This window comes from Ensifer adhaerens (genome assembly GCF_002940685.1).
Lineage (GTDB): Bacteria > Pseudomonadota > Alphaproteobacteria > Rhizobiales > Rhizobiaceae > Ensifer > Ensifer adhaerens_E.
This window is the reverse complement of record NZ_PNFP01000004.1, coordinates 150,793-176,450: the sequence shown is the minus strand read 5'-3', so window position 1 is coordinate 176,450 and position 25,658 is coordinate 150,793. Positions and strand designations below refer to the sequence as shown.

24 protein-coding genes and 1 riboswitch are annotated in these 25,658 nt (G+C 62.2%); of the genes, 14 read left to right on the top strand and 10 right to left on the bottom strand.

The window, feature by feature from the left end:
• Positions 1-91 precede the first annotated feature (91 nt).
• Complete coding sequence (locus tag C1A35_RS09450) at positions 92-769, bottom strand: alpha/beta hydrolase (protein ID WP_065777154.1); 678 nt, start codon at positions 767-769, stop codon at positions 92-94.
• 224 nt (positions 770-993) lie between these two features.
• Here C1A35_RS09450 and C1A35_RS09445 point away from each other — a divergent pair, with 224 nt between their 5' ends.
• The 9 genes from C1A35_RS09445 to C1A35_RS09405 all read left to right on the top strand — a co-directional run bounded on the left by C1A35_RS09445 (position 994) and on the right by C1A35_RS09405 (position 10,274).
• A complete protein-coding gene (locus C1A35_RS09445) occupies positions 994-2,160 on the top strand; it encodes a cysteine desulfurase family protein (RefSeq protein ID WP_104664076.1) in 1,167 nt (388 codons plus the stop codon).
• A gap of 150 nt (positions 2,161-2,310) precedes the next feature.
• Positions 2,311-3,780 carry a Fe-S cluster assembly protein SufB gene (gene sufB, locus C1A35_RS09440; RefSeq protein WP_104664075.1) on the top strand — a complete coding sequence of 490 codons (1,470 nt, stop codon included), beginning with the start codon at positions 2,311-2,313 and terminating at the stop codon, positions 3,778-3,780.
• A gap of 80 nt (positions 3,781-3,860) precedes the next feature.
• Positions 3,861-4,616: a Fe-S cluster assembly ATPase SufC gene (sufC, locus tag C1A35_RS09435; RefSeq protein ID WP_034794631.1), complete on the top strand. Its 756-nt coding sequence runs from the start codon at positions 3,861-3,863 to the stop codon at positions 4,614-4,616.
• Between the two features lie 22 nt (positions 4,617-4,638).
• Positions 4,639-5,919, top strand: coding sequence for a Fe-S cluster assembly protein SufD (gene sufD, locus C1A35_RS09430; protein ID WP_104664074.1), 1,281 nt, complete (start codon positions 4,639-4,641; stop codon positions 5,917-5,919).
• Positions 5,920-6,049: 130 nt separating this feature from the next.
• Positions 6,050-7,291, top strand: a complete 1,242-nt coding sequence (locus tag C1A35_RS09425; protein ID WP_104664073.1) for a cysteine desulfurase — start codon at positions 6,050-6,052, stop codon at positions 7,289-7,291.
• A gap of 69 nt (positions 7,292-7,360) precedes the next feature.
• A complete protein-coding gene (locus C1A35_RS09420) occupies positions 7,361-7,741 on the top strand; it encodes an SUF system Fe-S cluster assembly protein (RefSeq protein WP_104664072.1) in 381 nt (126 codons plus the stop codon).
• Positions 7,742-7,840: 99 nt separating this feature from the next.
• On the top strand, positions 7,841-8,233 hold the full coding sequence (gene sufA, locus C1A35_RS09415) for a Fe-S cluster assembly scaffold SufA (RefSeq protein ID WP_104664071.1): 393 nt from the start codon (positions 7,841-7,843) through the stop codon (positions 8,231-8,233).
• A gap of 95 nt (positions 8,234-8,328) precedes the next feature.
• Positions 8,329-9,834, top strand: coding sequence for a sensor histidine kinase (locus C1A35_RS09410; protein WP_158665030.1), 1,506 nt, complete (start codon positions 8,329-8,331; stop codon positions 9,832-9,834).
• A gap of 11 nt (positions 9,835-9,845) precedes the next feature.
• The gene (locus tag C1A35_RS09405) at positions 9,846-10,274 is read left to right on the top strand and encodes a response regulator (protein WP_337441993.1); all 429 of its coding nucleotides are present in this window, start codon (positions 9,846-9,848) and stop codon (positions 10,272-10,274) included.
• A gap of 140 nt (positions 10,275-10,414) precedes the next feature.
• Here the strand turns inward: C1A35_RS09405 and gcvP are convergent, their stop codons facing one another.
• Genes gcvP through gcvT form a run of 3 tightly spaced genes read right to left on the bottom strand, consistent with a single transcriptional unit; the run spans position 10,415 to position 14,797 of the window.
• Positions 10,415-13,279: an aminomethyl-transferring glycine dehydrogenase gene (gcvP, locus tag C1A35_RS09400; RefSeq protein ID WP_104664068.1), complete on the bottom strand. Its 2,865-nt coding sequence runs from the start codon at positions 13,277-13,279 to the stop codon at positions 10,415-10,417.
• Positions 13,279-13,641 carry a glycine cleavage system protein GcvH gene (gcvH, locus tag C1A35_RS09395; RefSeq protein ID WP_065777164.1) on the bottom strand — a complete coding sequence of 121 codons (363 nt, stop codon included), beginning with the start codon at positions 13,639-13,641 and terminating at the stop codon, positions 13,279-13,281. The genes gcvP and gcvH overlap by 1 nt, the downstream gene beginning before the upstream one ends.
• A gap of 16 nt (positions 13,642-13,657) precedes the next feature.
• Complete coding sequence (gene gcvT / locus C1A35_RS09390; protein ID WP_104664067.1) at positions 13,658-14,797, bottom strand: glycine cleavage system aminomethyltransferase GcvT; 1,140 nt, start codon at positions 14,795-14,797, stop codon at positions 13,658-13,660.
• A gap of 141 nt (positions 14,798-14,938) precedes the next feature.
• A riboswitch (glycine riboswitch) is annotated at positions 14,939-15,026 on the bottom strand.
• A 163-nt stretch (positions 15,027-15,189) separates the two neighbouring features.
• Between gcvT and C1A35_RS09385 the strand changes: the two genes are divergently transcribed.
• Both C1A35_RS09385 and C1A35_RS09380 read left to right on the top strand, forming a co-directional pair.
• Positions 15,190-15,579: a hypothetical protein gene (locus C1A35_RS09385; RefSeq protein ID WP_104664066.1), complete on the top strand. Its 390-nt coding sequence runs from the start codon at positions 15,190-15,192 to the stop codon at positions 15,577-15,579.
• A 96-nt stretch (positions 15,580-15,675) separates the two neighbouring features.
• Positions 15,676-16,653, top strand: a complete 978-nt coding sequence (locus tag C1A35_RS09380; protein ID WP_104664065.1) for a DUF1775 domain-containing protein — start codon at positions 15,676-15,678, stop codon at positions 16,651-16,653.
• 21 nt (positions 16,654-16,674) lie between these two features.
• Here C1A35_RS09380 and C1A35_RS09375 read toward each other — a convergent pair whose 3' ends face one another.
• Positions 16,675-17,034: a hypothetical protein gene (locus C1A35_RS09375; RefSeq protein WP_104664064.1), complete on the bottom strand. Its 360-nt coding sequence runs from the start codon at positions 17,032-17,034 to the stop codon at positions 16,675-16,677.
• Positions 17,035-17,240: 206 nt separating this feature from the next.
• On the opposite strand from C1A35_RS09375, the gene C1A35_RS09370 reads away from it, so the two are divergent.
• The gene (locus C1A35_RS09370; protein WP_104664063.1) at positions 17,241-17,669 is read left to right on the top strand and encodes a nuclear transport factor 2 family protein; all 429 of its coding nucleotides are present in this window, start codon (positions 17,241-17,243) and stop codon (positions 17,667-17,669) included.
• On the opposite strand, the gene C1A35_RS09365 is transcribed toward C1A35_RS09370, so the two are convergent.
• Positions 17,666-17,980 carry a chaperone modulator CbpM gene (locus C1A35_RS09365; protein ID WP_104664062.1) on the bottom strand — a complete coding sequence of 105 codons (315 nt, stop codon included), beginning with the start codon at positions 17,978-17,980 and terminating at the stop codon, positions 17,666-17,668. The two genes, C1A35_RS09370 and C1A35_RS09365, sit on opposite strands and share 4 nt — an antisense overlap.
• Before the next feature lie 3 nt (positions 17,981-17,983).
• A complete protein-coding gene (locus C1A35_RS09360) occupies positions 17,984-18,895 on the bottom strand; it encodes a DnaJ C-terminal domain-containing protein (RefSeq protein ID WP_104664364.1) in 912 nt (303 codons plus the stop codon).
• Between the two features lie 233 nt (positions 18,896-19,128).
• On the opposite strand from C1A35_RS09360, the gene C1A35_RS09355 reads away from it, so the two are divergent.
• Positions 19,129-19,371, top strand: coding sequence for a hypothetical protein (locus C1A35_RS09355; RefSeq protein ID WP_104664061.1), 243 nt, complete (start codon positions 19,129-19,131; stop codon positions 19,369-19,371).
• Positions 19,372-19,568: 197 nt separating this feature from the next.
• Positions 19,569-19,694 (top strand): hypothetical protein, encoded by a 126-nt coding sequence (locus C1A35_RS37085; protein ID WP_256364280.1) that lies wholly within the window; start codon positions 19,569-19,571, stop codon positions 19,692-19,694.
• Between the two features lie 205 nt (positions 19,695-19,899).
• On the opposite strand, the gene C1A35_RS09350 is transcribed toward C1A35_RS37085, so the two are convergent.
• The 3 genes from C1A35_RS09350 to C1A35_RS09340 all read right to left on the bottom strand — a co-directional run bounded on the left by C1A35_RS09350 (position 19,900) and on the right by C1A35_RS09340 (position 25,494).
• Positions 19,900-21,573, bottom strand: a complete 1,674-nt coding sequence (locus C1A35_RS09350; RefSeq protein WP_104664060.1) for an ABC transporter ATP-binding protein/permease — start codon at positions 21,571-21,573, stop codon at positions 19,900-19,902.
• Between the two features lie 25 nt (positions 21,574-21,598).
• Positions 21,599-22,918 (bottom strand): glucoamylase family protein, encoded by a 1,320-nt coding sequence (locus C1A35_RS09345; RefSeq protein ID WP_104664059.1) that lies wholly within the window; start codon positions 22,916-22,918, stop codon positions 21,599-21,601.
• 119 nt (positions 22,919-23,037) lie between these two features.
• A complete protein-coding gene (locus C1A35_RS09340) occupies positions 23,038-25,494 on the bottom strand; it encodes a phosphoketolase family protein (RefSeq protein ID WP_199772897.1) in 2,457 nt (818 codons plus the stop codon).
• Positions 25,495-25,658: the final 164 nt, after the last annotated feature.

Here is a 25,658-nt window from a genome sequence, read left to right as displayed (position 1 = left end):
TGTCACAGCCTTCGGGCGCCCGACCACCGGGCGTCATAAAAAACGCCGCGCACCCGAAGGGTACGCGGCGCTCCTGTACTTGGCCGGGTTTTCAGCGAATACGCTTGGCGGCCGGCTCCGGCGTCAGTTCGCCGTTGAGGCGACGGTCGAGGTAGTCCTCGCATTCCGTCATCAGGCCTTCGACCTGGCCGTTGAAGAAGTGGTTGGCGCCGGGCACGGTGCGGTGGGTGATCAGAATGCCCTTCTGGGCCTTCAGCTTCTCGACGAGACCGTTGACGTCCTTCTCCGGCGCGACCTTGTCGGAATCGCCGTTGATGATCAGGCCCGAGGACGGGCAGGGTGCCAGGAACGAGAAATCGTAGATGTTCGGCTGCGGTGCGACCGCCATGAAGCCTTCGATTTCCGGGCGGCGCATCAGGAGCTGCATGCCGATCCAGGCGCCGAAGGAATAGCCGGCAACCCAGCAGCTCTTGGAATCCGGATGCAGGCTCTGCACCCAGTCGAGCGCGGAGGCCGCATCCGAGAGTTCGCCGGCGCCGTGGTCGAACTCGCCCTGGCTGCGGCCGATGCCGCGGAAATTGAACCGCAGCGTGGTGAAGCCGCGCTTCTGAAACATGTAGAAGAGCTGGTAGACGATCTGGTTGTTCATCGTGCCGCCGAACTGCGGATGCGGGTGCAGGATGATGGCGATCGGCGCGCTCTTCTGCTTCGAAGGCTGATAGCGGCCTTCGAGGCGGCCAGCGGGTCCGTTGAAGATGATTTCGGGCATTGGCTCTCCGGGAGTGTTCCTGGTTCGAATCTTGGGTTCAGATCGCGATCAGTCTTGACGAAAGCAGTCAGCTTTTCTAAAACCTAGTTTAGAACCGTTCAAAACTTCTGTGCGGGCATTCCGCCTTGTGCTTCGTCTCATAGGACAAGCGGCGCGGAAAATTCAAGGAAAATGCATCGCCAGAGGTTGCCGGCTTGCGGCCTGTTGATCTAGCGAAGGAAATCATGTCGGGTTCGCGCATCTATATGGACTGGAACGCCACGGCGCCGCTTCTTCCCGAAGCGCGCGAGGCCTGCCTGTCGACGCTCGACCTCGTCGGCAACCCTTCGTCCGTCCATGGCGAGGGCCGCGCGCTACGCACGCTCATCGAAAACGCCCGCCGCGACGTGGCTGCACTTTGCGGTGCGAAAGCTGCCAGCGTCACCTTTACCAGCGGTGCAACGGAAGCCGCCAATCTGGTGCTGACACCCGATTTCCGCATGGGCCGCACGCCGCTGAAGATCGGCAGGCTTTATGCCTCGTCAATCGAGCATCCGGCCGTGCGCGAAGGCGGACGTTTTGCCCGCGAGGCGCTGAGCGAAATCCCGGTCACGTCGAACGGCGTCGTCGAGATCTCGGCGCTGCAGGACCTGCTGGCGGCGCATGATCGCCAGCTTGGCTTGCCTATGGTCGCCGTCATGCTGGTCAACAACGAGACGGGCATCATCCAGCCGGTCGCAGAGATCGCCGAGATCGTGCGCGCCCATGGCGGCATTCTCGTCGTCGATGCGGTGCAGGCCGCCGGCCGCGTGCCGATTTCGATCGAAGACCTCGGTTGCGATTTCCTCATTCTCTCCTCGCACAAGATCGGCGGCCCGAAGGGCGTCGGCGCGCTGGTGGCGCGCGGCGAGGTGATGATGCCAGTGCCGCTGATCCGCGGCGGCGGACAGGAGAAGGGGCATCGGTCGGGCACGGAAAACACGGTGGCGATTGCCGGCTTTGCCGCAGCCGCCAGAAAGGCGAGCGAAGGCGTGGGCCAGCGGATGAGCGCGATTGCGGCGCTGCGCGACAGGCTGGAAGCCGAGATGCTTGCAGCCGCTCACGACGTTGTCATTCACGGCCGCGACGTTTCGCGCGTTGGCAACACGATCTTCTTCACGCTTCCTGGGCTGAAGGCCGAGACGGGACAGATCGCCTTCGACCTCGAAGGCGTGGCGCTGTCGGCGGGTTCCGCCTGTTCGTCCGGGAAGGTCGGGCAAAGCCACGTGCTGACGGCGATGGGTTATGATCCGCGCCAGGGTGCGCTCAGGATCTCGATCGGCGAGGCGACGACACAGGCAGATATCGAACGTTGCGCAGCGGTCTTTGCAAAGGTAGCAGCAAGAAGACGAGCGCCCGGGCAAGCGGCCTGAGACGGCCGGACAGGACGAAATTGCGGAAAAGCAATTTTCCGCTTGGCAAACAGGGTGAAAAGCGCCTTTTAGCCATTACATAAGCGGTGCGCCGAGCGCATCGTGTTGACAAGCTGCCGGACCTTGGATCCGGCAAGATTGGAGAACGACATGCCTGCCGTGCAGGAGACCATCGATCAGGTCCGTCAGATCGACGTGGACCAGTACAAATACGGTTTTGAGACGACCATCGAAGTCGAGAAGGCCCCGAAGGGTCTCTCGGAAGATATCATTCGCTTCATTTCCGAGAAGAAGAACGAGCCGGAATGGATGCTCGAGTGGCGTCTTGAGGCCTATCGCCGCTGGCTGACGCTCGAAGAGCCGACCTGGGCGCGCGTCAGCTACCCGAAGATCGACTTCAACGAGATCTACTATTACGCCGCTCCCAAGGGCGTGACGGGTCCGAAGTCGCTCGACGAAGTCGATCCGGAGATCCTCAAGGTCTACGAAAAGCTCGGCATTCCGCTGAAGGAACAGGAAATCCTCGCGGGCGTGCAGAAGTCGAAGATCGCCGTCGACGCCGTCTTCGACAGCGTCTCGGTCGTCACCACCTTCAAGGAAGAGCTGAAGAAGGCCGGCGTGATCTTCATGTCGATCTCCGAGGCGATCCGCGAGCATCCCGATCTCGTGAAGAAGTATCTCGGCTCCGTCGTTCCGACGACCGACAACTACTACGCGACGCTGAACTCCGCGGTCTTTACCGACGGCTCCTTCGTCTTCGTGCCGAAGGGCGTTCGTTGCCCGATGGAGCTCTCCACCTACTTCCGCATCAACGAGAAGAACACCGGCCAGTTCGAGCGCACGCTGATCATCGCCGAAGATGGTGCTTACGTGTCCTATCTCGAAGGCTGCACCGCGCCGCAGCGCGACGAGAACCAGCTACACGCTGCCGTCGTCGAACTCGTTGCGCTCGATGACGCCGAGATCAAGTATTCGACGGTGCAGAACTGGTATCCGGGCGACAAGGAAGGCAAGGGCGGCATCTACAACTTCGTCACCAAGCGTGGCGATTGCCGTGGCAAGAACTCCAAGATCTCCTGGACGCAGGTCGAAACCGGCTCCGCGATCACCTGGAAGTATCCGTCCTGCATCCTGCGCGGCGACGGTTCGCGCGGCGAGTTCTACTCGATCGCCGTTTCCAACGGCCATCAGCAGATCGACAGTGGCACCAAGATGATCCACCTCGGCAAGAACACGTCGAGCCGCATCGTCTCCAAGGGTATTGCCGCAGGCGTCTCGGAAAACACCTATCGCGGCCAGGTTTCGGCCCACCGCAAGGCTGAGAACGCCCGCAACTTCACCCAGTGCGATTCGCTGCTCATCGGCGACAAGTGCGGTGCGCACACCGTTCCTTACATCGAGGCGAAGAACTCGACGGCACAGTTCGAGCACGAGGCGACGACGTCGAAGATTTCCGAGGACCAGCTGTTCTACTGCCTGCAGCGCGGCATCCCGACCGAAGCGGCGATCGCCCTGATCGTCAACGGCTTCGTCAAGGAAGTCATTCAGGAGCTGCCGATGGAGTTCGCCGTCGAAGCGCAGAAGCTGATCGGCATCTCGCTGGAAGGCTCGGTCGGCTAAGGCACTGGACTGAAAATTGAATGGCGCGCACCACGAGTTTGCGCGCGAACAAACGTTCGTTTCCCAAGAGGACGATAGAAATGCTTGAAATCAAGAACCTGCACGCCCGCATCGCCGAAGACGGCACCGAAATCATCCGTGGCCTGAACCTCACCGTGAAGGCCGGCGAAGTTGCCGCCATCATGGGCCCGAACGGCTCCGGCAAGTCGACGCTGTCCTACATCCTGTCGGGCCGCGAAGACTACGAAGTCACCGAAGGCGACATCCTCTATAACGGCGAGAGCATCCTGGAACTCGACGCGTCCGAGCGTGCGGCCAAGGGCATCTTCCTTGCCTTCCAGTATCCGGTCGAAATCCCTGGCGTTGCCACCATGCAGTTCCTGAAGGTGGCGATGAACGAGCAGCGCAAGTATCGCGGCGAAGATGAACTGACGACGCCGGAATTCATGCGTCGCGTCAAGGAAGCGGCCGCCGAACTCAAGATCGCTCCGGAAATGCTGCGCCGTCCGCTCAATGTCGGTTTCTCCGGCGGTGAGAAGAAGCGCGCCGAAATCCTGCAGATGTCGCTGCTTCAGCCGAAGCTGTGCGTTCTCGACGAAACCGACTCCGGCCTCGATATCGACGCGCTGAAGATCGTCGCCGATGGCGTCAACGCGCTTCGCTCGCCGGACCGCGCCGTCGTCGTCATCACCCACTACCAGCGCCTGCTCGACTACATCGTGCCGGACACGGTGCACGTGCTCTACAAGGGCCAGGTGATCAAGTCGGGCGACAAGACGCTGGCGCACGAACTCGAAGCCAACGGCTACGCGGATATCATCGAGGCCGCGGCCTGACGCCTGTTGAAGGAGTGTTCGAATGAATATGCAACAGGCAATCAAGATGACGGCTGCCGAGACGGCGCTCGTCGACGCCTATACCGCGCAGATCGGCGATCTGCCGGGTGACGGCTCCGTGCTTTCGGTTCGTGACACGTTGGTGCACGAATTGCGCACGGCCGGCCTTCCGACCCGCCGCGTCGAATCCTGGCACTACACCGACCTGCGCACGCTGCTGCGCGCCGTTCCCGCCGCCGACCCGACAGCCTTCGCCGACCGTGTCGACGCGCTGGTACCGGGCTCGACGGTGCTCTCCATCCGCAACGGCCAGGCCGACCTCAAGGGCAACCCGCCGCAAGGCGTAACGGTCCGTTCCTACGTCGACAGCCTGCTTGACGGTTCGGCTGCCGCCGGCCTTGCCGTGCTCGGCTTTGACGACGCGATCGGCCGCATCAATGGCGGCCTTGTCCGCGGCGGCCTCGAAATCGCTGTCGCAGCCGAAACCACGCTCGAAGACCCGCTGGAAATCCAGCTGGTGCAGAGCCTCGGCCAGGCCCATACGCGCTTCCCGGTCACCTTCGGCGCCAATGCCAAGGCAACCGTGATTGAGCGGCATCTGTCGACCAAGGACGGCGAGAGCTTCGTTTCGTCCGTCAGCGACGTGACGCTTGACGAAGGTGCCGACGTCGTCTGGATCATCCTGCAGCAGCAGGGTGCTGCCGATACCCATCTCGGCCAGATCCGCTTCGACCTCGGCAAGAACGCCAAGCTGCATCTCTTCGTGATCAACGCCGGCGGCAAGCTGGTGCGCCAGGAGATCCACGGCAAGACGAGCGGCGAGGGCGCGGATTTCAAGCTGCGCGGCATCAACCTGCTCGGCGGCGAGACCCATACGGACGTGACCTTCACGCTCGGCCACAACGTGCCGCACACCACGTCGACGGAGATCATCCGCAACGTCGTGTTCGACCGCGCCAAGGGCGTGTTCCAGGGCAAGATCCTGGTCGCCAAGGACGCGCAGAAGACCGATGCGAAGATGGCGTGCAACACGCTGCTTCTGTCCGACGACGCCGACCTGTCGGCCAAGCCGGAACTCGAGATCTTTGCCGACGACGTGCAGTGCGGTCACGGCGCGACGGTTGCCGACATCGACCACACGCAGCTCTTCTATCTGATGGCGCGTGGCGTTCCGGAGAACAAGGCGCGGGCCATGCTCGTCAATGCCTTCGTCGCGGAGATCGTCGAGGAGCTGGAAGACCACGAAGCGCTGGTCGAGTCCCTCGAAGAGGTCATCTCGACCTGGCTCGACAAGCACGCCTGACGGGCTGCCTGCGTAATTCCTTAAATCGGCATCGATTTGAGGGTAAAATTGCGCAGCGCTTCAACATGTTGCAGTGCGCTTAGCGCGTCCGCACGGACGCGCGGCGCTGTGGCGAAATTGGATTGAAGACATGGAACACTCGGTACCGGTGCCCGCCTACGACGTCGAAACGATCCGCAAGGATTTTCCGATCCTGTCGAAAACCGTCTATGGCAAGCCGCTCGTCTATCTCGACAACGGCGCATCGGCACAGAAGCCACAGGTGGTCATCGACGCGATCTCCCATGCCTATTCCAACGAATATGCCAACGTCCATCGCGGCCTGCATTTTCTGTCGAATGCCGCGACGGAAGCCTATGAGGCGGCACGCGAGAAGGTGCGCCGCTTTCTGAACGCCCCTTCGGTCGACAATGTCATCTTCACCAAGTCGTCGACCGAGGCGATCAACACGGTCGCCTATGGCTACGGCATGCCGAAGCTTGGGGAAGGCGACGAGATCGTGCTTTCGATCATGGAGCACCACTCCAACATCGTTCCCTGGCACTTCATCCGCGAACGCCAGGGCGCCAAGCTCGTCTGGATCCCGGTCGACGACGACGGCGCGCTCAACGTCGACGATTTCGTCAAGTGCCTGACCGACAAGACCAAGCTCATCGCCATCACCCACATGTCGAATGCGCTTGGAACCGTGGTTCCGGTCAAGGAGATCTGCCGCATCGCCCGCGAGCGCGGCATTCCGGTTCTGGTCGACGGCAGCCAGGGTGCCGTGCACATGCCTGTCGACGTGCAGGACATCGACTGCGACTGGTATGTGATGACCGGCCACAAGCTCTACGGCCCCTCCGGTGTCGGCGTGCTCTACGGCAAGACCGACCGCCTGAAGGAAATGCAGCCCTTCCTCGGCGGCGGCGAGATGATCGAGGTGGTGACCGAGGACTATGTCACCTACAACGACCCGCCACACCGCTTCGAGGCCGGCACGCCGCCGATCGTCCAGGCGATCGGCCTTGGCTATGCGCTCGACTACATGGAAAAGATTGGCCGCGCCGCCATCCAGGCGCATGAGGCCGACCTGACGGCCTATGCGCGCGAACGCCTGTCCACGGTCAATTCGCTGCGCGTGTTCGGCAACGCTCCCGACAAGGGCAGCATCTTCGCCTTCGAGCTTGCCGGCATTCATTCGCATGATGTGTCGATGGTGATTGACCGCGCCGGTGTCGCCGTTCGCGCCGGCACCCATTGCGCGCAGCCGCTCTTGAAACGCTTCGGCGTGACCTCCACATGCCGTGCATCCTTCGGGCTCTACAACACGCGGGCCGAAGTCGATGCTCTGGTGGATGCGCTGGAGCACGCCCGAAAGTTCTTCGCTTAGGAAGTTTGCAAAAGGTTCAAGGATTTACCCTAATCTTCTGAACCACAAGAGAAAGTCCAGGAGGCCGACATGAGCCTTGATGCTACGGAAGAAAAGGTCGACGTCCGCGAGGGCATCGTGCATTCGGCGATCCCGGCCGAGGAACTTGCGCGCCTCAGCGACGACATCATAGCCGCGCTGAAGACGGTCTATGACCCGGAAATCCCGGCCGACATCTTCGAGCTCGGCCTCATCTACAAGATCGACATCGAAGACGACCGCATGGTGAAGATCGACATGACGCTGACCGCGCCGGGCTGCCCGGTGGCCGGCGAGATGCCCGGCTGGGTCGAAAATGCCGTCGGCGCCGTCGAGGGCGTGTCGGGTGTCGAGGTTAAAATGACCTTCGATCCGCCGTGGACGCCGGATCGCATGTCGGAGGAAGCACAGGTCGCAGTCGGCTGGTACTGATCGAGCGCCCCCCGTATTGATCCGTTAAGGCACGGATACTACATTTGATTCTGTAAGGCGCCGGGCCTTTACCCCGGTGACGACAAGGAGAATGAGCCGATGGGCTTTGCCGTGATGAGCCTGACCGATGCCGCAGCCGGCCGCGTCCGCGCGATCGTTGAGAATTCCGGCGCCGATGCCAAGGGCATTCGTGTCGGCATCAAGAAGGGCGGTTGCGCCGGCATGGAATACGCCGTCGATCTCGTAACCGAACCCAATTCGAAGGACGACCTGATCGAGCATCAGGGCGCCAAGGTCTGGGTCGCGCCCGAGGCCGTGCTCTATCTGCTCGGCACGCAGATGGATTTCGAGGTCACGACATTGCGGTCCGGCTTCACATTCCACAACCCCAACCAAACGTCCGCCTGCGGCTGCGGCGAATCGGTCGAGCTGAAGCCGGCGGACCTTGCGGCACTGGCCGCCGAGGGCAACGCGGTGGTGCGCGCTAACTAAGTTTCCTTCATTCGTTCAGACGAAGAGGTCGGCCCGGTTTTCGCCGGGCCTTTTTTCTGCTGTGATGGGGCCGGGCTGGAACGGAGACTATGGCAATGGCGGCGTTCGATGAGGAACTCGTCTTCAAGGCGCTCTACGAGACGTTTCCCGATCCGGTGATCATCATCGACGCCGAGCGGATCATCCGTTCCGCCAACAATGCCGCCCTCGTTCAGTTCGGCTACCCGGCCGAAGATTTCATCGGCAGGTCGGTTCGGCTGATCTATGCGAATGATGCCGAGTACGACAAGCGGCTCAAGAACCGCGCCGCGAGGGTCGACGAAACCGCGCCCCGTTCGTCGAACTATCTCTATGTCAGGCGCGACGGCTCAACCTTCTCCGGCCACCTGCGGACGACGCCCCTGATCGACGATCAGGGCGAAGAGCTAGCGCTGATCGGTATCATCAGAGACATTTCGGATCTTACCGAGGCCGTCGGCGAGCGCGAGAAAGCGTCCCGGATGCTGAACGCAGCGCTCGAGGCCATGCCAGAGGGCTTTGCCATCTTCGACCGCCACGAGCGGCTGGTCGTCTACAACAAGGCCTACCAGGCGATCTGTGGCCCGGCCGGACCGGCGCTGAAGCCGGGGATCACAGCCGAAGAGATCCTGCTGCTTGCACGGCAGGGTGGGCACTACCCGGACGCCATCCCGGGGACACGCGAAGGCGACGAATGGATCGCCTCGCGGCTGCGCGATTTCCGCCACCCGGACGGAAAACCGAAGATCTACCGCTATGCCGACGACCGCTGGCTGAGGGTGGAGAACATCCGGACAAAGGATGGCAACACGGTTGTCGCGCGCATCGATGTCACCGACCTCAAGCGCGCCGAACTGGCGCTCGAGCGGCAGCGACAGGAACTGGAGCACAAGAACGAAGCGCTCGATCAGTTCACCGCCACGGTCTCGCATGACCTCAAGGCTCCGCTCAGGCACATCTCGATGTTCTCCGAGATGATCGAGGACGACATCAAGACGGGGGATCCGAGCGAACTTGCCGACAACGCCCGTCACCTGCGCGACAGTGTCAGACGGATGAACCGGGTGGTCGACAGCCTGCTCGACTACGCGCAGATCGCCCATCGCATCACCGACTGGACGGAAGTGAAGCTCGGCGACGTGGTGTCGGAGACACTGACGATACTTGCCAGTGACGCGCGCGAAGCCAATGCCACGTTCGAGGTTGGTGCGCTGCCGGACGTGGAGGGTGATCCGGAGCTGCTGCGACGTCTCGTCCAGAACCTGGTCGGCAATGCGATCAAGTATCGCCACGCCGACCGACCGCCGGTGATCCGGATCGACGGCAGTGTGTCAGACCACACCGTGGAGCTCACCGTCGAGGACAATGGCATCGGCATCGATCCGCGCTTTGCAACGCGCATTTTCGAGGTGTTTCAACGCCTGCACAGGGACGAAACGGTCTATGGCGGCACCGGTATCGGCCTGGCGCTCGCAAAACGCATTGCCGAAAGCCATGACGGTTCAATCTGCCTTGACACAACCTTTCGTGAAGGCGCACGTTTCATCGTGCTTCTTCCGAGGCGGCTGAGGAAGGCGAAATAGGGCGGAACAAGGTGGTCTCGACGCCAAAGCGATTGCTCTTGGTGGAAGACGACGCGCACGACGCGCGTTTCGTAATGCGAGCCTTTGCTCAGGTAGACCACGCCATCGAGATCATTCTGGTCACGGACGCCGATCAGGCCGTCGAGCAACTCGGCCACGGCCATTTCGACTACATCCTGATGGATATCAAGCTGCCCGGCAGTGACGGCATCGAGCTTCTCCGGCGCGTGCGCAAGAGCCGCGCGACGGCGCTCATCCCGATTATCGTGCTGACATCGTCGATCAATCCTGCCGACGTGCTTCACTGCTACGGTGCCGGCGCGAATGCCTATGTCGCAAAGCCTTCCACGGTCGGCGAGTACCGCCACTTTGCCGAGGCCTTCATCCGCTTCTGGGTCGAAAGCGCGATCCTGCCGCCGGGCATGAGCACGCGGCGATAGCGCGAGCACGGCTGCGCCCCCGAAATTTCTATGTCTTGAGAGGTTGTTTGGTGAGGAGACGCAGCCGGGCCACGTCATTACAAAGGCCGCTTGCGGCTCGGAACCGGCGGAGCGGACAAGCGCCCCGCCGGTTCGCGATTTTACTCGGCAGCTTCCGCGTAGCTTTCCAGCGGCGGGCAGGTGCAGACGAGATTGCGGTCGCCATAGACGTTGTCGACGCGGTTGACCGGCGACCAGTACTTGTCGACCCGGAAGGCGCCCGGCGGGAAGCAGGCCTGTTCGCGCGAATAGGGACGATCCCAATCGCCGACCAGATCTTCGACCGTGTGCGGAGCGTTCTTCAGCGGGTTGTTGACCTTGTCCATCCGGCCTTCCTCGATGGCGCGGGCTTCCTCGCGGATTGCCAGCATCGCATCGCAGAAGCGGTCGATCTCGGCCTTGGTCTCGGATTCCGTCGGCTCGATCATCAGCGTGCCGGCAACCGGCCAGCTCATGGTCGGGGCGTGGAAGCCGCAGTCAATCAGGCGCTTGGCAACGTCGTCAACCGTGACGCCGGCGCTTTCGACCAGCGGACGGGTGTCGATGATGCACTCATGCGCCACACGGCCCTTTGACGACTTGTAGAGCACCTCATAGGCGCCCTTCAGCCGCGCGGCGATGTAGTTGGCGTTGAGGATCGCCACCTTCGTCGCCTGGGTCAGGCCTTCGCCGCCCATCATCAGGCAGTAGCTCCAGGAGATCGGCAGGATCGAAGCCGAACCGAAGGGAGCCGCCGACACAGCACCGTCCTGGCCGTCCGTTTCCGGGTGGCCGGGCAGGTACGGCGCCAGATGCGCCTTGACGCCGATCGGGCCCATGCCCGGACCGCCGCCGCCATGCGGGATGCAGAAGGTCTTGTGCAGGTTCAGGTGGCTGACGTCGGAGCCGATGTCGCCGGGACGGGCAAGGCCGACCATGGCGTTCATGTTGGCGCCGTCCATGTAGACCTGACCACCGTGCTTGTGCACGATCTCGCAGACTTCGCGCACGTTCTCTTCGAACACGCCGTGGGTCGACGGATAGGTGATCATGCAGCAGGAGAGGTTTTCCGCGTACTGCTCGGCTTTTGCACGGAAATCATCCATGTCGATGTCGCCGTTTTCGCTGACCTTGACGACGACGACCTTCATGCCGGCCATCTGGGCCGAGGCAGGGTTGGTGCCGTGCGCCGAGGTCGGGATCAGGCAGACGTCGCGATGGGCGTTGCCCTGCGCCAGGTGATAGGCCCGGATCGTCAGGAGACCGGCATATTCGCCCTGGGCACCCGAGTTCGGCTGCATCGAGATCGCGTCATAGCCGGTGACGGCGCAGAGCTTTTCCGACAGGTCCTCGATCATGTGCTGGTAGCCGGCCGCCTGTTCCTTCGGAACGAACGGATGGATCTCGGAGAATTCCGGCCAGGTGATCGGCAGCATCTCCGCGGTCGCGTTGAGCTTCATCGTGCACGAGCCGAGCGGGATCATCGCACGGTCGAGCGCGAGGTCGCGGTCGGACAGACGGCGGATGTAGCGCGTCATCTCGCTTTCGGCGCGGTTCATGTGGAAGATCGGATGCGTCAGGTACTCGCTGGTGCGCAGCAGCGCCTCCGGCAGGCGGTAACCCGGCTCGAACTCTTCAACCTTGAAGTCGCCACCGAAGGCGCGCCAGACGGCTTCGAGCGTGACGGGGCGCGAACGCTCGTCGAGGCTGATGCCGATCTTGGTTTCGCCGATCTTGCGCAGGTTCACTTCCTCGGCGACCGCAGTCTTGAGGATGATGCCCTGCAGCTTGCCGACTTCGACGGTGATCGTGTCGAAGAACACGCCCGGCTCCACGGTGTAACCGAGCTTCTCGAGGCCCATGGCGAGACGAACGGTCTTCTGGTGAACGCTCTGGGCGATCGCCTTGATGCCCTTCGGTCCATGGAAGACGGCATACATCGAGGCCATCACGGCGAGCAGCACCTGTGCGGTGCAGATGTTCGACGTCGCCTTTTCGCGGCGGATATGCTGTTCGCGGGTCTGCAGCGACAGGCGATAGGCGCGATTGCCGCGCGCATCGACCGAGACGCCGACGAGACGGCCGGGCATCGAGCGCTTGTGTACGTCCTTGACGGCCATATAGGCGGCATGCGGACCGCCATAGCCAACCGGAACGCCGAAGCGCTGGGTGCAGCCGATGGCGATATCGGCGCCCATTTCGCCAGGCGACTTCAGAAGCGCCAGCGCCAGCGGGTCGGCCGCAACCGTTGCGATTGCGCCGGTCTGGTGCAGACGGGCGATCAGGCCGGTGAAATCGTTCACGTGGCCGTAGGTGCCCGGATACTGGAAGATCGCGCCGAAGACGTCGACCGGATCGAGATCGGTGAAGGGGTTGCCGATGACGATCTGCCAGCCGAGCGGCTCGGCGCGGGTCTTGAGCAGAGCGATCGTCTGCGGGTGGCAGTTTTCGTCGACGAAGAAGGCCTTGGCCTTCGACTTCGAGACGCGCTCGGCCATGGCCATCGCTTCGGCGGCAGCCGTCGCCTCGTCGAGCAGCGACGCGTTGGCAACGTCGAGGCCGGTCAGGTCGCAGACCATGGTCTGGTAGTTGAGCAGCGCTTCGAGGCGACCCTGGCTGATTTCCGGCTGGTAGGGTGTATAGGCCGTGTACCAGGCCGGATTTTCCAGGATGTTGCGCTGGATCACCGGCGGCGTGATCGTGCCGTAATAGCCCTGGCCGATCAGCGAGACGAGCTTCTGGTTGCGGTTGGCAGTTTCGCGCATCTTGTCGAGCGCTTCGCGCTCGGTCATCGGCGCGCCCCAGGCAAGCGGCGTCTTCTGCCGGATCGACGGCGGCACCGTGTCGTCGATGAGTGCGTCGAGCGTGGGGTAACCGACGACCTTCAGCATCTCGTCCATTTCGGCCGGCGACGGGCCGATATGACGCCGGTTGGCGAAGTCATACGGCTTGTAGTCGGTAAAGGTGAAATCCTTGGGCATGCTCATCAGGCGACGAGCTCCTTGTAGGCCGCTTCCTCGAGAAGGGCGTCGGCTTCGCTGGGGTTGGCAAGCTTCAGCTTGAAGAACCAGGCAGCACCCTGCGGGTCGCTGTTGACGAGCGACGGGTCGTCGACGATCGCCTGGTTCACTTCGACGATTTCGCCGTCAAGCGGACAATAGACGTCGGAGGCCGCCTTGACGGATTCGACGGTGGCGGCGGAATCGCCCTTCGAGAAGGTCGAGCCGGTTTCCGGCAATTCAACGAAGACGAGGTCGCCCAGCTGGCCGGCGGCGTGCTCGGTGATGCCGACGGTTGCGACACCGGCTTCGATCTTCAGCCACTCGTGTTCCTCAGTGAACTTCAACATATTCGCTCTCTCCTGATCAGCGTTTGTAGGTTTGTTTGACAAAGGGCAGGGCGGCGACCGCGACAGGCAGGTACTTGCCGCGCACTTCCGCAAAAAGGGCGGTGCCGTTTTCGGTGTGGCCGGCATCGACATAGCCCATGGCGACCGGGCCATCGACGGAGGGGCCGAAGCCGCCCGAGGTTACCTGGCCGACCGGGGTCTTGCCCTCGGGGTCGGCAAAGAGATTGGCGCCGCCACGAACGGGCGCGCGTCCCTCAGGCTTCAGCCCGACGCGACGGCGCGAGGCGCCAGCGGCGAACTGGCCGAGGATACGATCGGCACCGGGGAAACCGCCTTCGCGGGCGCCACCGGCGCGGCGCGCCTTCTGCAGTGCCCATTCGAGTGCCCCTTCGACCGGGGTCGTGGTGGTGTCGATGTCGTTGCCATAGAGACAAAGACCGGCTTCGAGACGCAACGAATCGCGGGCACCGAGACCGATCGGCTTCACATCGGGATGTTCGAGCAGGCGCTGGGTGACATCGACGGCGGAGGCGACGGGAATGGAAATCTCGAAGCCGTCCTCGCCGGTATATCCCGAGCGCGAGATGATGCAGGTGACGTCGTGCAAATCGGCTTCGGCGACGTCCATGAAGCGCATGGCCGAAACGTCGGCCCAGAGTTCGCCGAGCACGGCTTCAGCGTGCGGGCCCTGAAGCGCGATCAGCGCGCGGTCATCGAGCATCGTGACATCGCACGTATCGGAAAGGCCAGCCTTCAGCAGTTCGAAGTCGGCGTCCTTGCAGGCGGCGTTGACGACGAGGAAGAGATGGTCGCCGCGATTGGTGATCATCAGGTCGTCGAGGATTCCGCCTTCGGCATTGGTGAAGAGGCCATAACGCTGGCGTCCTTCGGCAAGGCCCAGCACGTCGACCGGTACCAGCTTTTCGAGCGCCAGTGCGGCATCCTCGATCTTGCCGGACTTCGGCCGGACGATGACCTGACCCATATGCGAGACATCGAAGAGGCCGGCAGCGACGCGGGTGTGCTGGTGTTCCTTCATCACGCCGTCGGGGTACTGCACCGGCATCTCGTAGCCGGCAAAGGGCACCATGCGCGCGCCCAAAGAAAGGTGCAGCGCATGCAGCGGCGTATGTTTCAAATGAGGATTGTTTTCCAAATCCGGCCTCCAGGTCAGGCGCTCCCGCGCCGGCTCACACTTCCGGCGTCAATCGCCGTCGATTCGAGCCCCCTCTGTCCCTTTGCCTGAGATTGTTATCCCTTCGGCGAGCGCAAAAACGCTTCTCTCCAGAGTCCTACCGGCACCTTGCTGGTCCTTTGGCCTGAGAGTTTCCGGGGCGGTTGCTCCTTCGGCACCGGTTTGAACCGGCTTCTCCCAACAAGATCGTCTCCAGATAACGGCGAAGGCGGGAGCTTGGCAAGGGGGCGGTGTCGCGCTGAAACACATTTTTGTCGCGTGACCATAAGACGCAGCCAAAGCGGGTGCGGCAATTCTGCCTTTGCATTCTTCTCCAGTTGAGGATAACCCAAGGACAGAGACCGGGGATAACCATGACAGGGCGCGACGGCAAATTCGGGATAGCGATGCGGCTGATCGCCGTATTTGCGCTCGTTTTCCTCACCTTTGCCCACAAGCCGCTCGTCGCCAAGACGCTGCCCCCCGCCGAAGCCGCCGCCTATCAGCTACCCGATGGAACCGTCGCCGAAATCTGTTTCGGCATGGACGGCGTCGACCACGACAGTGGCAAGGGCCAGGCGATGGCTCCGGTCTGCGAGGCCTGCCGTCTTTCGGGCTCCATTCTCCTGCCGGCGCCACCGACCGAGAGCGTTCGCGCCGAAAAGGGCGAATGGCAGGTTTCGCCGGTTGTCGCTGAAAATGCGACGCCGCATCGGCAACTCCGGCTGTTGCCGCCTTCGCACGGGCCTCCGGTGCGTTCGTAATTCTCCACTCGCATTCCCATGACAATTGCCGCGTCCAAGCGGCTTGGACCACCGCAAACCGGGCAAAGCTCCGGCACGTGGTCAGGAGATTACGACATGACCAAGATCAAAATCGCCTCGCTTTCGCTCGGCCTTACCCTTGCTGCAAGCGGCATCGCCCACGCCCATGCCACCTTCGAGAAAGACACGGCGCCGGTGGAGACCACCTTCAAGGCGGTGCTGCAGGTTCCGCATGGCTGCGACGGCAAGGCGACCACCGAAGTGCAGATCAAGCTGCCGGAAGGCTTCGTCTTCGCCCAACCGCAGCCGAAGCCCGGCTGGGACATCGAGATCATCAAGGGCGATTACCAGAAGACCTATGACAATCACGGCAAGAAGGTCTCGTCCGGCCCACTGGAGATCCGGTGGAAGGGCGGCAATCTTCCCAACGAATACTACGACACCTTCGTCGTGCGCGGCAAAGTCTCGGGCTTCGACAAGGAGACAGTGCTCGCCTTCCCGACCACGCAGCTTTGCGGCACGGAAGGTAAGGTCGTCTGGGACCAGGTTGCTGCCGAGGGCCAGAACGCACATGACCTGAAAAGCCCGGCGCCGACCGTGACTGTGACGATGGCCGATGCCGCCGATCCGCACGCCGGCCATATGGCTGCAGCCGGCGGCTCGGCGAAGGTCGGCGATCTCGATATCTCCGGTGGCTCGGTGAAGGCCATGCTGCCAGGCGCCAAGGTCGGTGGCGGCTTCCTGACGATCAAGAACGGCGGCGCCGGTGAGGACCGGCTCGTGGCCGTCGAAAGCGCCGCGGCTGCGCGCGTCGAAATTCATGAAATGAAGATGGAAAACGACGTCATGCGGATGCGCAAGCTCGATGACGGCGTTGCATTGCCGGCGGGCGAAACGGTCGAACTCAAGGCCGGCGGCCTGCATCTGATGTTCATGGACGTAAAGACGCCCTTCAAGGAAGGCGATGCCGTTCCGGTTACGCTTACCTTCGAAAAGGCCGGCAAGGTCGATGCGACGTTCCCGGTCGGCTCGGCCAAGGGCGGCGAGGCGGCCGGCGGCCAGAAGCATCATTGATTGAGTGACCGCGGTGCCGCCTCAGGCGGCGTCGCTTTCATCCTCCTGGCCGGCCGGTTCATCCTGCCGGCCTTCATCGTCCCTCTTCTCGGAGCCGTCGTCGTCTGCGTCGCGCATGAACTCCAGATAGCGGCGCAAGGCTTCCGCTTCCGAGCGCTCCGGCAGCCGTCCATCCGCAGTCGTCAGCATGAAATTCAGGGGCAGGGCGCCCTTCGTTTTCGGGATCGACACCGGCGTCAGGGCCGGTTGTTCGGTGCGCTTGGTCGAAAGCAACGTGATGGCCTCATCGGTCGGACCGTCGCCACGCACGCGCGCAGACGGCTTCAGCGCTTCCGCTGCATAGGCCGCCGTTGTCGCGGATACTGTGACGACCTGTGTCACGTCTTTCCTGCCTTGCCGTTGTCAATCCATCCTTGTCGCTCAACTCCACTTGCAGGCGTGTAAAAACCGACGCCTGCCTTTTAATAAAATCCTAACGACCGCTGATTTGTTGGCACTTGCGGCGAGAGAATTCGAAACGGGACCCTATACTTGCAATAATGCTAAAGTTCACTCACACTCGTCCAGATAGAAGCGGAGAGGCTGCTATGACCGAGCGAAACGTGCTGGAAACCAGGGTGCGGGCCCTCTATCTCGCCCGCAACGTCAACGATCTCGACACGATGATGGCGCAACTCGATCCGGACTTCAGCTTCCGCATCGTCGGTACCGGCAGGCTCAGTGCCATGGCGCTCGCGGTCAACACACCGGAAACGGTGCGCGGCAGTTTCGCGGCACTCGTCGAGAACTGGGATCTAAGCGAGATGGAGATGCTCGGCTGTTTCGCCGATGGCGATACCATCGTCGTCCACCGCGCCGGCTTTGTCCGATACATCCCGACGCAGGCCCGCGAGCGAACGGAAATCATCGACAAGTTCACCTTCCGAGACGGTCGGATCGTCGATCTGACGGAATTCGTCGACACCCTGTTCGTCGCCGAAACGATCGGACTGCTGAACGAACCGGTCGTCGTCTAATCCTCCTCGGTGCTCGACAGGATGAGCCTTTGAACCGCCGGCTCCTGGGAGCGTATGGCGTTCATCAACACGCTCAGCCGGCCGCGCAGGCTGTGGACCTGGTCGAGCAGTCGCATGGCCACGTCGACGCCGTCGTCATTGACACCCATGGGGCCCGTCAGATCCTGGATCAGCCGTGCGCGTGCAAGATCGGCATCCTCGAACAGCCAGCCGGCCTCCGCCTCCTGGGGCATCAGCCAGCGCTGCTCGACCCAGATGCGCAGAACCTTGACCTCGATGTCGAGATGTTCGCAGAATTCACGGTCGTTCATAGGTTATCCTCCCATGCCCTTGCGCGGATCTTCCGCCTTTCCGGCAGCCCAGCCTTCGACGAAGGCGGAAAGCGCCGGATCGGGCGCCTGTGGCAGCACGATCTTCAGGCTGACATAGGCATCGCCATGGCCGCCGCCGGTCTTGTGGAGCCCCTTGCCCTTCAGACGCAGCGTCTTGCCAGTGTTTGAGTGCGGCGGGATCGTAACGTTGACGGCGCCATCGATCGTCGGAACGCGGATCTTGCCGCCAAGCACGGCCTCGCTGAGCGAGATCGGCACCTCGTAGCGTACATCGTCGCCGTCAGCTGAAAACAGCGGGTGAGGGCGGACACGAATGTCGATCAGCGCATCGCCCGCCGGCGCGCCGTTGAAGCCGGCCTCGCCCTTGCCGCGCAGCCTCAGGGTCTGGCCGTCGCGCGTGCCGGGCGGAATGGTGAGGTCGAGCGCCGGACCACCGCCCGGCAGGTTGATCTGCGTCTTGGTGCCGTTGGCCGCATCGAGAAAACCGATCTCCATCGAGAAATGCGCATCCCGACCACGCTGGCGTTGCTGCCCGCCGGCGCGGCGCGAAAAGAAACTGGAGAAGATATCGTCGCCTTCGGCAAAATCGGAAAAGCCGTGCGCGCTTTCGTACCGTCCGCCCGTATCCCCCGATTGGGCATAGTCGCGATAATAGTGCCGGGGTGGGGTTTCCGCACCCGTCTCGTCGATCTCTCCGCGGTCGTATTTCCCGCGCTTGTCTTCGTCGCCAAGCAAGGCATAGGCCGCCGAAACGGACTTGAAGCGGTCCTCGGCACCCTTATCGCCCGGATTGAGGTCCGGGTGCAACTTCTTGGCAAGCTTGCGATAGGCGCTCTGGATGTCCTTCTGCGTCGCGTCGCGGCTGACACCGAGCGTTTCGTATGGGCTCGTCATGCGATCTCCTTCAGACGAGAGCGGATCGATGAAAACCGTGCGCCAAGCCTTGCCGGCCCTGACCCCGTGCACCTTCAATCGCTCGCCTAAGAGCATAGTGCAGATTTGCGCCCGCGACAGGGGCGGGAGGCCACGCGCGCTCCACCATTTCGCGAAACCAGGCAGTCTGCTACAATCAGCCGCGCAAACAAACGCTCAAGGGGCGTACCGCCCCGAAGCTTCGGGAGGTCGAAATGTCCGTCCGCCTGCAACTCGCGATCATGGTCGGCTTGATGATCAATGCCATCCTGTTCGCCATCGGGATCCTGATCGTTCTCTCGGTGCCGGCCCTGACGGCCAACGCGAAATATGCGATCCCGGTCGTGGTCGTCAGCTGTTTCCTCATCACGCCGTTCATCGCCTGGATCATGGCGCCGCGACTTCGGCTCCAGTACTGGAGAGAGCGCGAACAGACGAACCGGCAGCACCCGATCTAGGCGGCGCATTCATCCATTGTTGACCGTGTCCGGATTGCCGCCCCATAGCGGGCGGCGGTCGATGCAGATTGCATCTTCAACGATCATACTTTTTGTTATACCACCATTTTAGTACTTGTTTTCCAACCGGCTCCGCCGCAGATTCTCCCAAGTCTCAAGGACATAGCCGGAACGCAGGCCAGAAGGGGACCGACTTCATGAGAACGATCGTATTGCTGCTCACGCTCGCCACGCTGGCCGCCTGTTCGCAAACCGCCGGTGGTCCGCCGCGTGTCGTCGGCGGCGATGGCGACTATTACCAGGGTATTGTTGCTCCGCGGTAAGTTCGATCGTTCCGATCGATCACTCGGGCGATGGCTCAAGCCGGGTATGCGGTCGGACGGCGCTCTTGAGGGGGCGCCGAGATCGGTGACTTGGAGCATGTCGCGCAAAAGTGCACAGCGGTTCTGCGATAACGACATGCGATAAATCAATAACTTAAAGCGCACGGAGCGAATCTGAAAGATCGCGACGCGCTTTAAGGGCTGATCAAGTCCGATCGTCTGTCCACGTCCAGCTGCCATCCTCCCGGCAATCCAGCAAGGCACAGTAAAGGTCGCGCGTATCGCCTTCCTCGCCGTTGTTGATGCAGGTGATCGAACTCTCACAGAAAAGCCTCAGGGCGCTGCGGAAGGCTTCACGACCAAGCGTTGCCTCGATCCGGTCGAGAAAGACATATCGTGGACGGGCGAGCAGCACCTTCGCGACCGCCAGCAGTTGCTGGTCGCGCAAGGACATGTCCCGGTCCGGCTCCTTCTCCAGTCCCTCGGCACCGTCGGCGAGTCCATCGAGGCCGAGGCTGCGCAAGACCTCGAGCACCTGACGATCGGAGATGCCGTCGGAGTTTTCAGGTGGCAGAAGGTATTGCCGCACCGAACCCGGTGGCAGATAGGGTCGCTGCGGCAGAAACATCAGATTTTCCGGGCGCTCGATCCGCCCGGTGCCAGCGGTCGGAATTCCCGCGGTTGCCCGGAAGAGGGCAGCACCCGCAGCCGCGTGCGGCCCTGAGATCAGCGCAGGCGTTCCCGTCGGGAGCGCGAGCGACAGATCGCGAAGCAATGGCTGTCCACCCGTTGATCCGAACGTCACCTGGTCGAAGACCAGATCGCCATCTTGCTTCACCAGCTCGATACCGGAGACGCTGTGTTTTCGGCTCTGCTCGATCGCCTCCAGCAAGGCGCTCAGCCGGGAAACGACGGCGGCGAAATTCGAGATCGAGTTGAATTGCCGGACGATCAGCGAGAATGCGCCGACAAGCATCGCAAAGGCAGCACCCGATTGGGTAATCACCCCGAATTCGATTTCGCCGCGCATGAAGGCCGGAGCGATGATCAAGTCCGGGATGATCTGGATCATCCAGTTATAGCCGCTGGTAAAGTAGGCCAGGTTCCGGTTGACGGCAGTAATCGTCAGGATGTTGACGACCAATGCGTCGAGGCGATGTAGCAATCTTGTCTTCTGCTGTCCTTCGACGCCGGCCACCATCACCGCTTCTGCGTTTTCGCGCAGGTGCATGAGGCTGGATCGGAGGTTCGCCTCCTTGTCGAGCCGCTCATAGTTCAGGCCGATCAGCGGGCGACCCAGCACGATCGTCATGTACGAGCCGCAGGCGGCATAGAAAACGGCGACGGCAAACAGCAGCGGGCTGATCGACCAGAGCACGCCTGAGAACGTCACCACCGTCAGCGTGCTGCTGAACAGCATGATGATGTAGGAGAGCGTGGTGACGGTGAACGCCTGGATGTCTTCGGATATTCGCTGGTCCGGATTGCTTAGCGTCCCCGAGACTTCCACGCGATAATAGGTCTCATCCTCCAGATAGAGATCGACGGCGCGTCTCGTCATGAATTCACGCCACAGCAGCGCCAGTCGTTCTTCGACAAAACGTGCGATAACGCCGGTGACGGTGAGCACCGCAAAGACACAGACGTAGAAAACCGCTTGCCGGATGAACTCGTTCATCTGGCGCTCGGCGATCGCCGTCATGAAATTTCGGCCGACGTAGTTGTTGACGACGTTCAGCCCATTCAGGCCGAAGAGCAGGCCCACGAGCCCGGCAAACATCAACCTGGCCCGGCCGCCGACTTCGGAGGTCAACAGCATCCGGACAGCCCGTGCGAAGCGAAGTGCGGTTGTTCTGATCGGCACTGGCTGGTTGTCCATCAGAGCACCTTTGTTGCTGTGGCCGTCAGAGCCAACCGCCGGAAAAGCCTGCCCGCCGCAAACCCACCACCAGCGGCTCGCAGCGGCGCATGATGTTCCAGAGCAAACCGGTCCTGTAGTTCTCGATCATCAGCACCACGGGCCCCTGGTCGATGCCGAAATGGTAGGGGCTGACCCACCAGCCGGAATCGGTTCCTTCCACCGGAAAGCTCCGATTGAAGGAGGGCTTGAAGCCGTAAAGCCGGGTCATGCCGAGATTCATGCGGGCGCAGTTCCAGACTGTCGGGATGACGATCTCTGGTGCAAACGGCAGGGAAGCGACGACCGCCCAGGGCGACACGGTGCCGTCATCTGGACCGAAGGGCGCTCCGCGGGCGATATAGTCGAAGAACTCCCGCTCGACGCCGTTCACGGTACGCTTGGTCCAGCCCGGACCGTCGCTTGCCGTGAAACCCCAGCAATGTTCGCCATAGCCGACGAAATTCAGCGGATTGCGAATGGCATATTCCTGCTGGACGAAGGTCGCGTGCCGGCTGTTTTGGAAGTAGTCGCTGTTGTGCTCGCGCATGAATTCGTCGCGGATGCCGCGGAAATCGATCCACATATGCGAGAGCTGGTGGGTGAAAAGCGGTCCCGAATAGAGCAGCTCGCGCCCGTAGAGGTTCCGCCAGTCGTAACTCTCGGTATAGGCGGCATAGGCCTCCGGCGGCAGCGGATGGGTGGGCGAGCCGAGACCGAGGATATAGAGCAGCAGTCCCTCGTCGTAGCCACGCCAACGATAGGGGATGAAGCCGTTTTCCGGCCGCCAGCCATGGGTGAGCGTCAGCCCGTGGTCGCAGGCCCAGTTCCAGTCGGCGCGCTCATAAAGCGCGTTGGCCAGTCGGCGGATTTCGGCTTCCTCGGCGCCATCGCCGTCAAAATAGGCGGCGACGGTCAGGGCACCCGCAAACAGGAAGGCGGAGTCGATCGTCGAAAGCTCGCACTCCCACACGCGCCGGCCGGTCTCGATGTCGAGAAAGTGGTAGAAGAAGCCCTTGTAGCCGGAGGCGTCGGGCTCCGGCCCTTGCGGGCACTCAAGGAGAAACTGCAGCCGCCGACGCGCGATCTTTGCGGCGAACTTGCGAATGACGATGCCGCGCTCGACCAGCACCGGGATCGTCGCGAGCGCCATGCCGACCGCGGCGATGCTTGCGGGTGCGTCTTCCTGCGTCTTGTCACGCACCAAGCCGTTGTCCGGGTTGGTGCAGTGGAGATAATAGAGCAGCGTCGTGAACTGCAACCGGGCAAGATCCTGCTCGGTCGGCATCCGGTTCAGTTCGGGATCTGTCGACAGCAATTCCGACATGGCAGCGCGCCGCAGTTGCGAGTTGGCTCCGAAAACGAATGGAGCGAGACGCTCCTTGCGGAGCGGCTCGCATGCCCGGGAGACCGGGGCAGGGCGATCACCCCGACGCGATACGGTCCCTAGACATTGTCGCCTTCGGTCGACGTCGTCGGCTTCGCCTGCTGCGCGTCCTTGAGGCCCCACTTCCAGCCGCTGATCGACGGCATGTCGTCGCCGTGCTTCTCGATATACTCCCGATGCTCGATCAGCTTGGCCTGGATCGCCTGCTTGAAATAGGCAGCGCGGGCGCCGAGCTGCGGCAGGCGGTCAATAGCATCGCCGGCGAGATGGAATCGGTCGAGCTCGTTGAGCACCACCATGTCGAAGGGCGTCGTCGTCGTGCCTTCTTCCTTGTAGCCGCGAACATGCAGGTTGCCGTGGTTGGTGCGCCGGTAGGTGAGGCGATGGATCAGCCAGGGATAGCCGTGGAAGGCGAAGATGATCGGCTTGTCGCGCGTGAAGATGCCATCGAAATCCCGGTCGGAGAGACCATGCGGGTGCTCTTCCGCCGGCTGCAGCTTCATCAGGTTGACGACGTTGACGACGCGCACCTTCACCTCCGGCAGGTGCTCGCGCAGCAATTGCACCGCAGCCAGTGTTTCCAGCGTCGGAACGTCGCCGCAGCAGGCCATGACGACATCCGGCTCGCTGTTGGCATCGTTGCTTGCCCAGTCCCATATGCTCACGCCCATGCTGCAATGACGCACGGCCTGCTCCATCGTCAGCCATTGCGGCCCGGGCTGTTTGCCGGCGACGACGACGTTGATGTAGTTGCGGCTGCGCAGGCAATGGTCGGTGACAGACAGCAGCGTGTTGGCATCCGGTGGCAGGTAGACGCGAACCACCTCTGCCTTCTTGTTGACGACGTGGTCGATGAAGCCCGGATCCTGGTGGCTGAAGCCGTTATGGTCCTGTCGCCAGACATGGGAGCTGAGGAAGTAGTTCAGCGACGCCACCGGCCGGCGCCAGGGGATTTCGTTGCAGACCTTCAGCCATTTGGCGTGCTGGTTGAACATGGAATCGATGATGTGGATGAAGGCTTCGTAACAGGAGAAGAAGCCGTGACGCCCGGTCAAGAGATAGCCTTCGAGCCAGCCCTGGCACTGGTGTTCACTCAAGACCTCCATGATCCGCCCGTCCGGTGACAGGTGGTCGTCCTCCGGATAGATCTCGGCCATGTAGCAGCGATTGGTGACCTCGAGCACATCCTGCCAGCGGTTGGAGTTGTTTTCGTCCGGGCTGAACAGGCGGAAGTTCTTCGCATCCATGTTGTTTTTCATCACGTCGCGCAGGAACTTGCCCATCACCCGGGCCGCTTCCACCGTCGTTGCGCCGGGACGCGGCACGTCGACGGCATAGTCCCGGAACGCCGGCATCTTCAGGTCGCGTAGCAGCAGCCCGCCATTGGCGTGCGGATTGTCGCTCATGCGGCGATGGCCTGATGGCGCGAGCGCTGCGATCTCGGGCTTCAACCGACCTTCGTTGCTGAAGAGCTCGTCGGGCCGGTAGCTCTTCATCCATTGTTCCAGGATGCGAATGTGCTCGGGCTTGTCCATCTCGCCCATCGGCACCTGGTGCGAGCGCCAGTAGTCCTCGCATTTCTTGCCGTCGATTTCCGCGGGGCAGGTCCAGCCCTTGGGCGTACGAAAGACGATCATCGGCCAGGCGGGCCGCTTGAGATTGCCCCTGACGCGAGCGTCGTCCCAGATCTGCCGGATCTCGGCCATCGCCGTATCGAGCACGCCGGCCAGTTGCTGGTGCACCGCTTGCGGGTCATGCCCTTCGACGAAATAGGGCTTGTAGCCCATGCCCTCGAAGAACTTCTTGAGCTCTTCGTGCGGAATGCGGGCGAGGAAACAGGGATTGGCGATCTTGTAGCCGTTCAGATGCAGGATCGGCAGCACGCAGCCGTCGCGGGCAGGGTTCAAGAACTTGTTGCTCTGCCAGCTGGTCGCAAGCGGCCCGGTCTCGGCCTCGCCATCGCCGACGATGCAGGCGACGACCAGATCGGGATTGTCGAAGGCGGCGCCGTAGGCGTGGCTGAGCGCATAGCCCAGTTCGCCACCCTCATGGAAGCTGCCTGGCGTTTCCGGCGCCACGTGGCTCGGAATGCCGCCGGGGAAACTGAACTGCTTGAAGAGCTTCTGCATGCCCTCGGCGTCCTCGGCGATGTTCGGATAGACCTCGCTATAGGTGCCTTCCAGATAGGCATGCGCCACCAGCGACGGCCCACCGTGCCCCGGACCGATCACATAGACCATATTGAGATCGTCGCGCTTGATCACGCGGTTGAGATGCACGTAGAGCATGTTGAGGCCCGGCGACGTTCCCCAATGGCCGAGCAGACGCGGCTTGATGTGCTCGCGCTTCAGCGGCTGGCGCAGAAGCGGATTGTCGAGCAGGTAGATCTGCCCGACGGACAGATAGTTCGAAGCACGCCAATAGGCGTCTATCAGGCGGAGCTCGTCCGAGGACAACGGTGAAGTCGATTTGGCGGATGCTGTCTCGTTCATCGATGCTGTTTCAGGCGTAACCATCTGGGCCTCCCGATCGAAAAGACTTGTCTCTGAGAATGTTCCCGGCTTGCTGTCCTGCACGCCGCATTCATGCCGTCCGTTTGCAAGGTCGCCGCAGTTGCCCGGCGCTCGAAGCGCCGCTCCTACGCTCGGCAACAACAGGGATCATTCGTGCCGGTTCAAGA

Coding starts and splice junctions, on each gene's coding strand:
- C1A35_RS09410 (WP_158665030.1), top strand. CDS start 8,329: ATGGCGGCGTTCGATGAGGAACTCGTCTTCAAGGCGCTCTACGAGACG.
- sufD (WP_104664074.1), top strand. CDS start 4,639: ATGAATATGCAACAGGCAATCAAGATGACGGCTGCCGAGACGGCGCTC.
- C1A35_RS09445 (WP_104664076.1), top strand. CDS start 994: ATGTCGGGTTCGCGCATCTATATGGACTGGAACGCCACGGCGCCGCTT.
- C1A35_RS09370 (WP_104664063.1), top strand. CDS start 17,241: ATGACCGAGCGAAACGTGCTGGAAACCAGGGTGCGGGCCCTCTATCTC.
- C1A35_RS09360 (WP_104664364.1), bottom strand. CDS start 18,895: ATGACGAGCCCATACGAAACGCTCGGTGTCAGCCGCGACGCGACGCAG.
- gcvH (WP_065777164.1), bottom strand. CDS start 13,641: ATGTTGAAGTTCACTGAGGAACACGAGTGGCTGAAGATCGAAGCCGGT.
- C1A35_RS09450 (WP_065777154.1), bottom strand. CDS start 769: ATGCCCGAAATCATCTTCAACGGACCCGCTGGCCGCCTCGAAGGCCGC.
- C1A35_RS09365 (WP_104664062.1), bottom strand. CDS start 17,980: ATGAACGACCGTGAATTCTGCGAACATCTCGACATCGAGGTCAAGGTT.
- gcvP (WP_104664068.1), bottom strand. CDS start 13,279: ATGAGCATGCCCAAGGATTTCACCTTTACCGACTACAAGCCGTATGAC.
- C1A35_RS09355 (WP_104664061.1), top strand. CDS start 19,129: ATGTCCGTCCGCCTGCAACTCGCGATCATGGTCGGCTTGATGATCAAT.
- sufB (WP_104664075.1), top strand. CDS start 2,311: ATGCCTGCCGTGCAGGAGACCATCGATCAGGTCCGTCAGATCGACGTG.
- C1A35_RS09380 (WP_104664065.1), top strand. CDS start 15,676: ATGACCAAGATCAAAATCGCCTCGCTTTCGCTCGGCCTTACCCTTGCT.
- sufA (WP_104664071.1), top strand. CDS start 7,841: ATGGGCTTTGCCGTGATGAGCCTGACCGATGCCGCAGCCGGCCGCGTC.
- C1A35_RS09385 (WP_104664066.1), top strand. CDS start 15,190: ATGACAGGGCGCGACGGCAAATTCGGGATAGCGATGCGGCTGATCGCC.
- C1A35_RS09345 (WP_104664059.1), bottom strand. CDS start 22,918: ATGTCGGAATTGCTGTCGACAGATCCCGAACTGAACCGGATGCCGACC.
- C1A35_RS09340 (WP_199772897.1), bottom strand. CDS start 25,494: ATGGTTACGCCTGAAACAGCATCGATGAACGAGACAGCATCCGCCAAA.
- sufC (WP_034794631.1), top strand. CDS start 3,861: ATGCTTGAAATCAAGAACCTGCACGCCCGCATCGCCGAAGACGGCACC.
- C1A35_RS37085 (WP_256364280.1), top strand. CDS start 19,569: ATGAGAACGATCGTATTGCTGCTCACGCTCGCCACGCTGGCCGCCTGT.
- C1A35_RS09350 (WP_104664060.1), bottom strand. CDS start 21,573: ATGGACAACCAGCCAGTGCCGATCAGAACAACCGCACTTCGCTTCGCA.
- C1A35_RS09420 (WP_104664072.1), top strand. CDS start 7,361: ATGAGCCTTGATGCTACGGAAGAAAAGGTCGACGTCCGCGAGGGCATC.
- C1A35_RS09425 (WP_104664073.1), top strand. CDS start 6,050: ATGGAACACTCGGTACCGGTGCCCGCCTACGACGTCGAAACGATCCGC.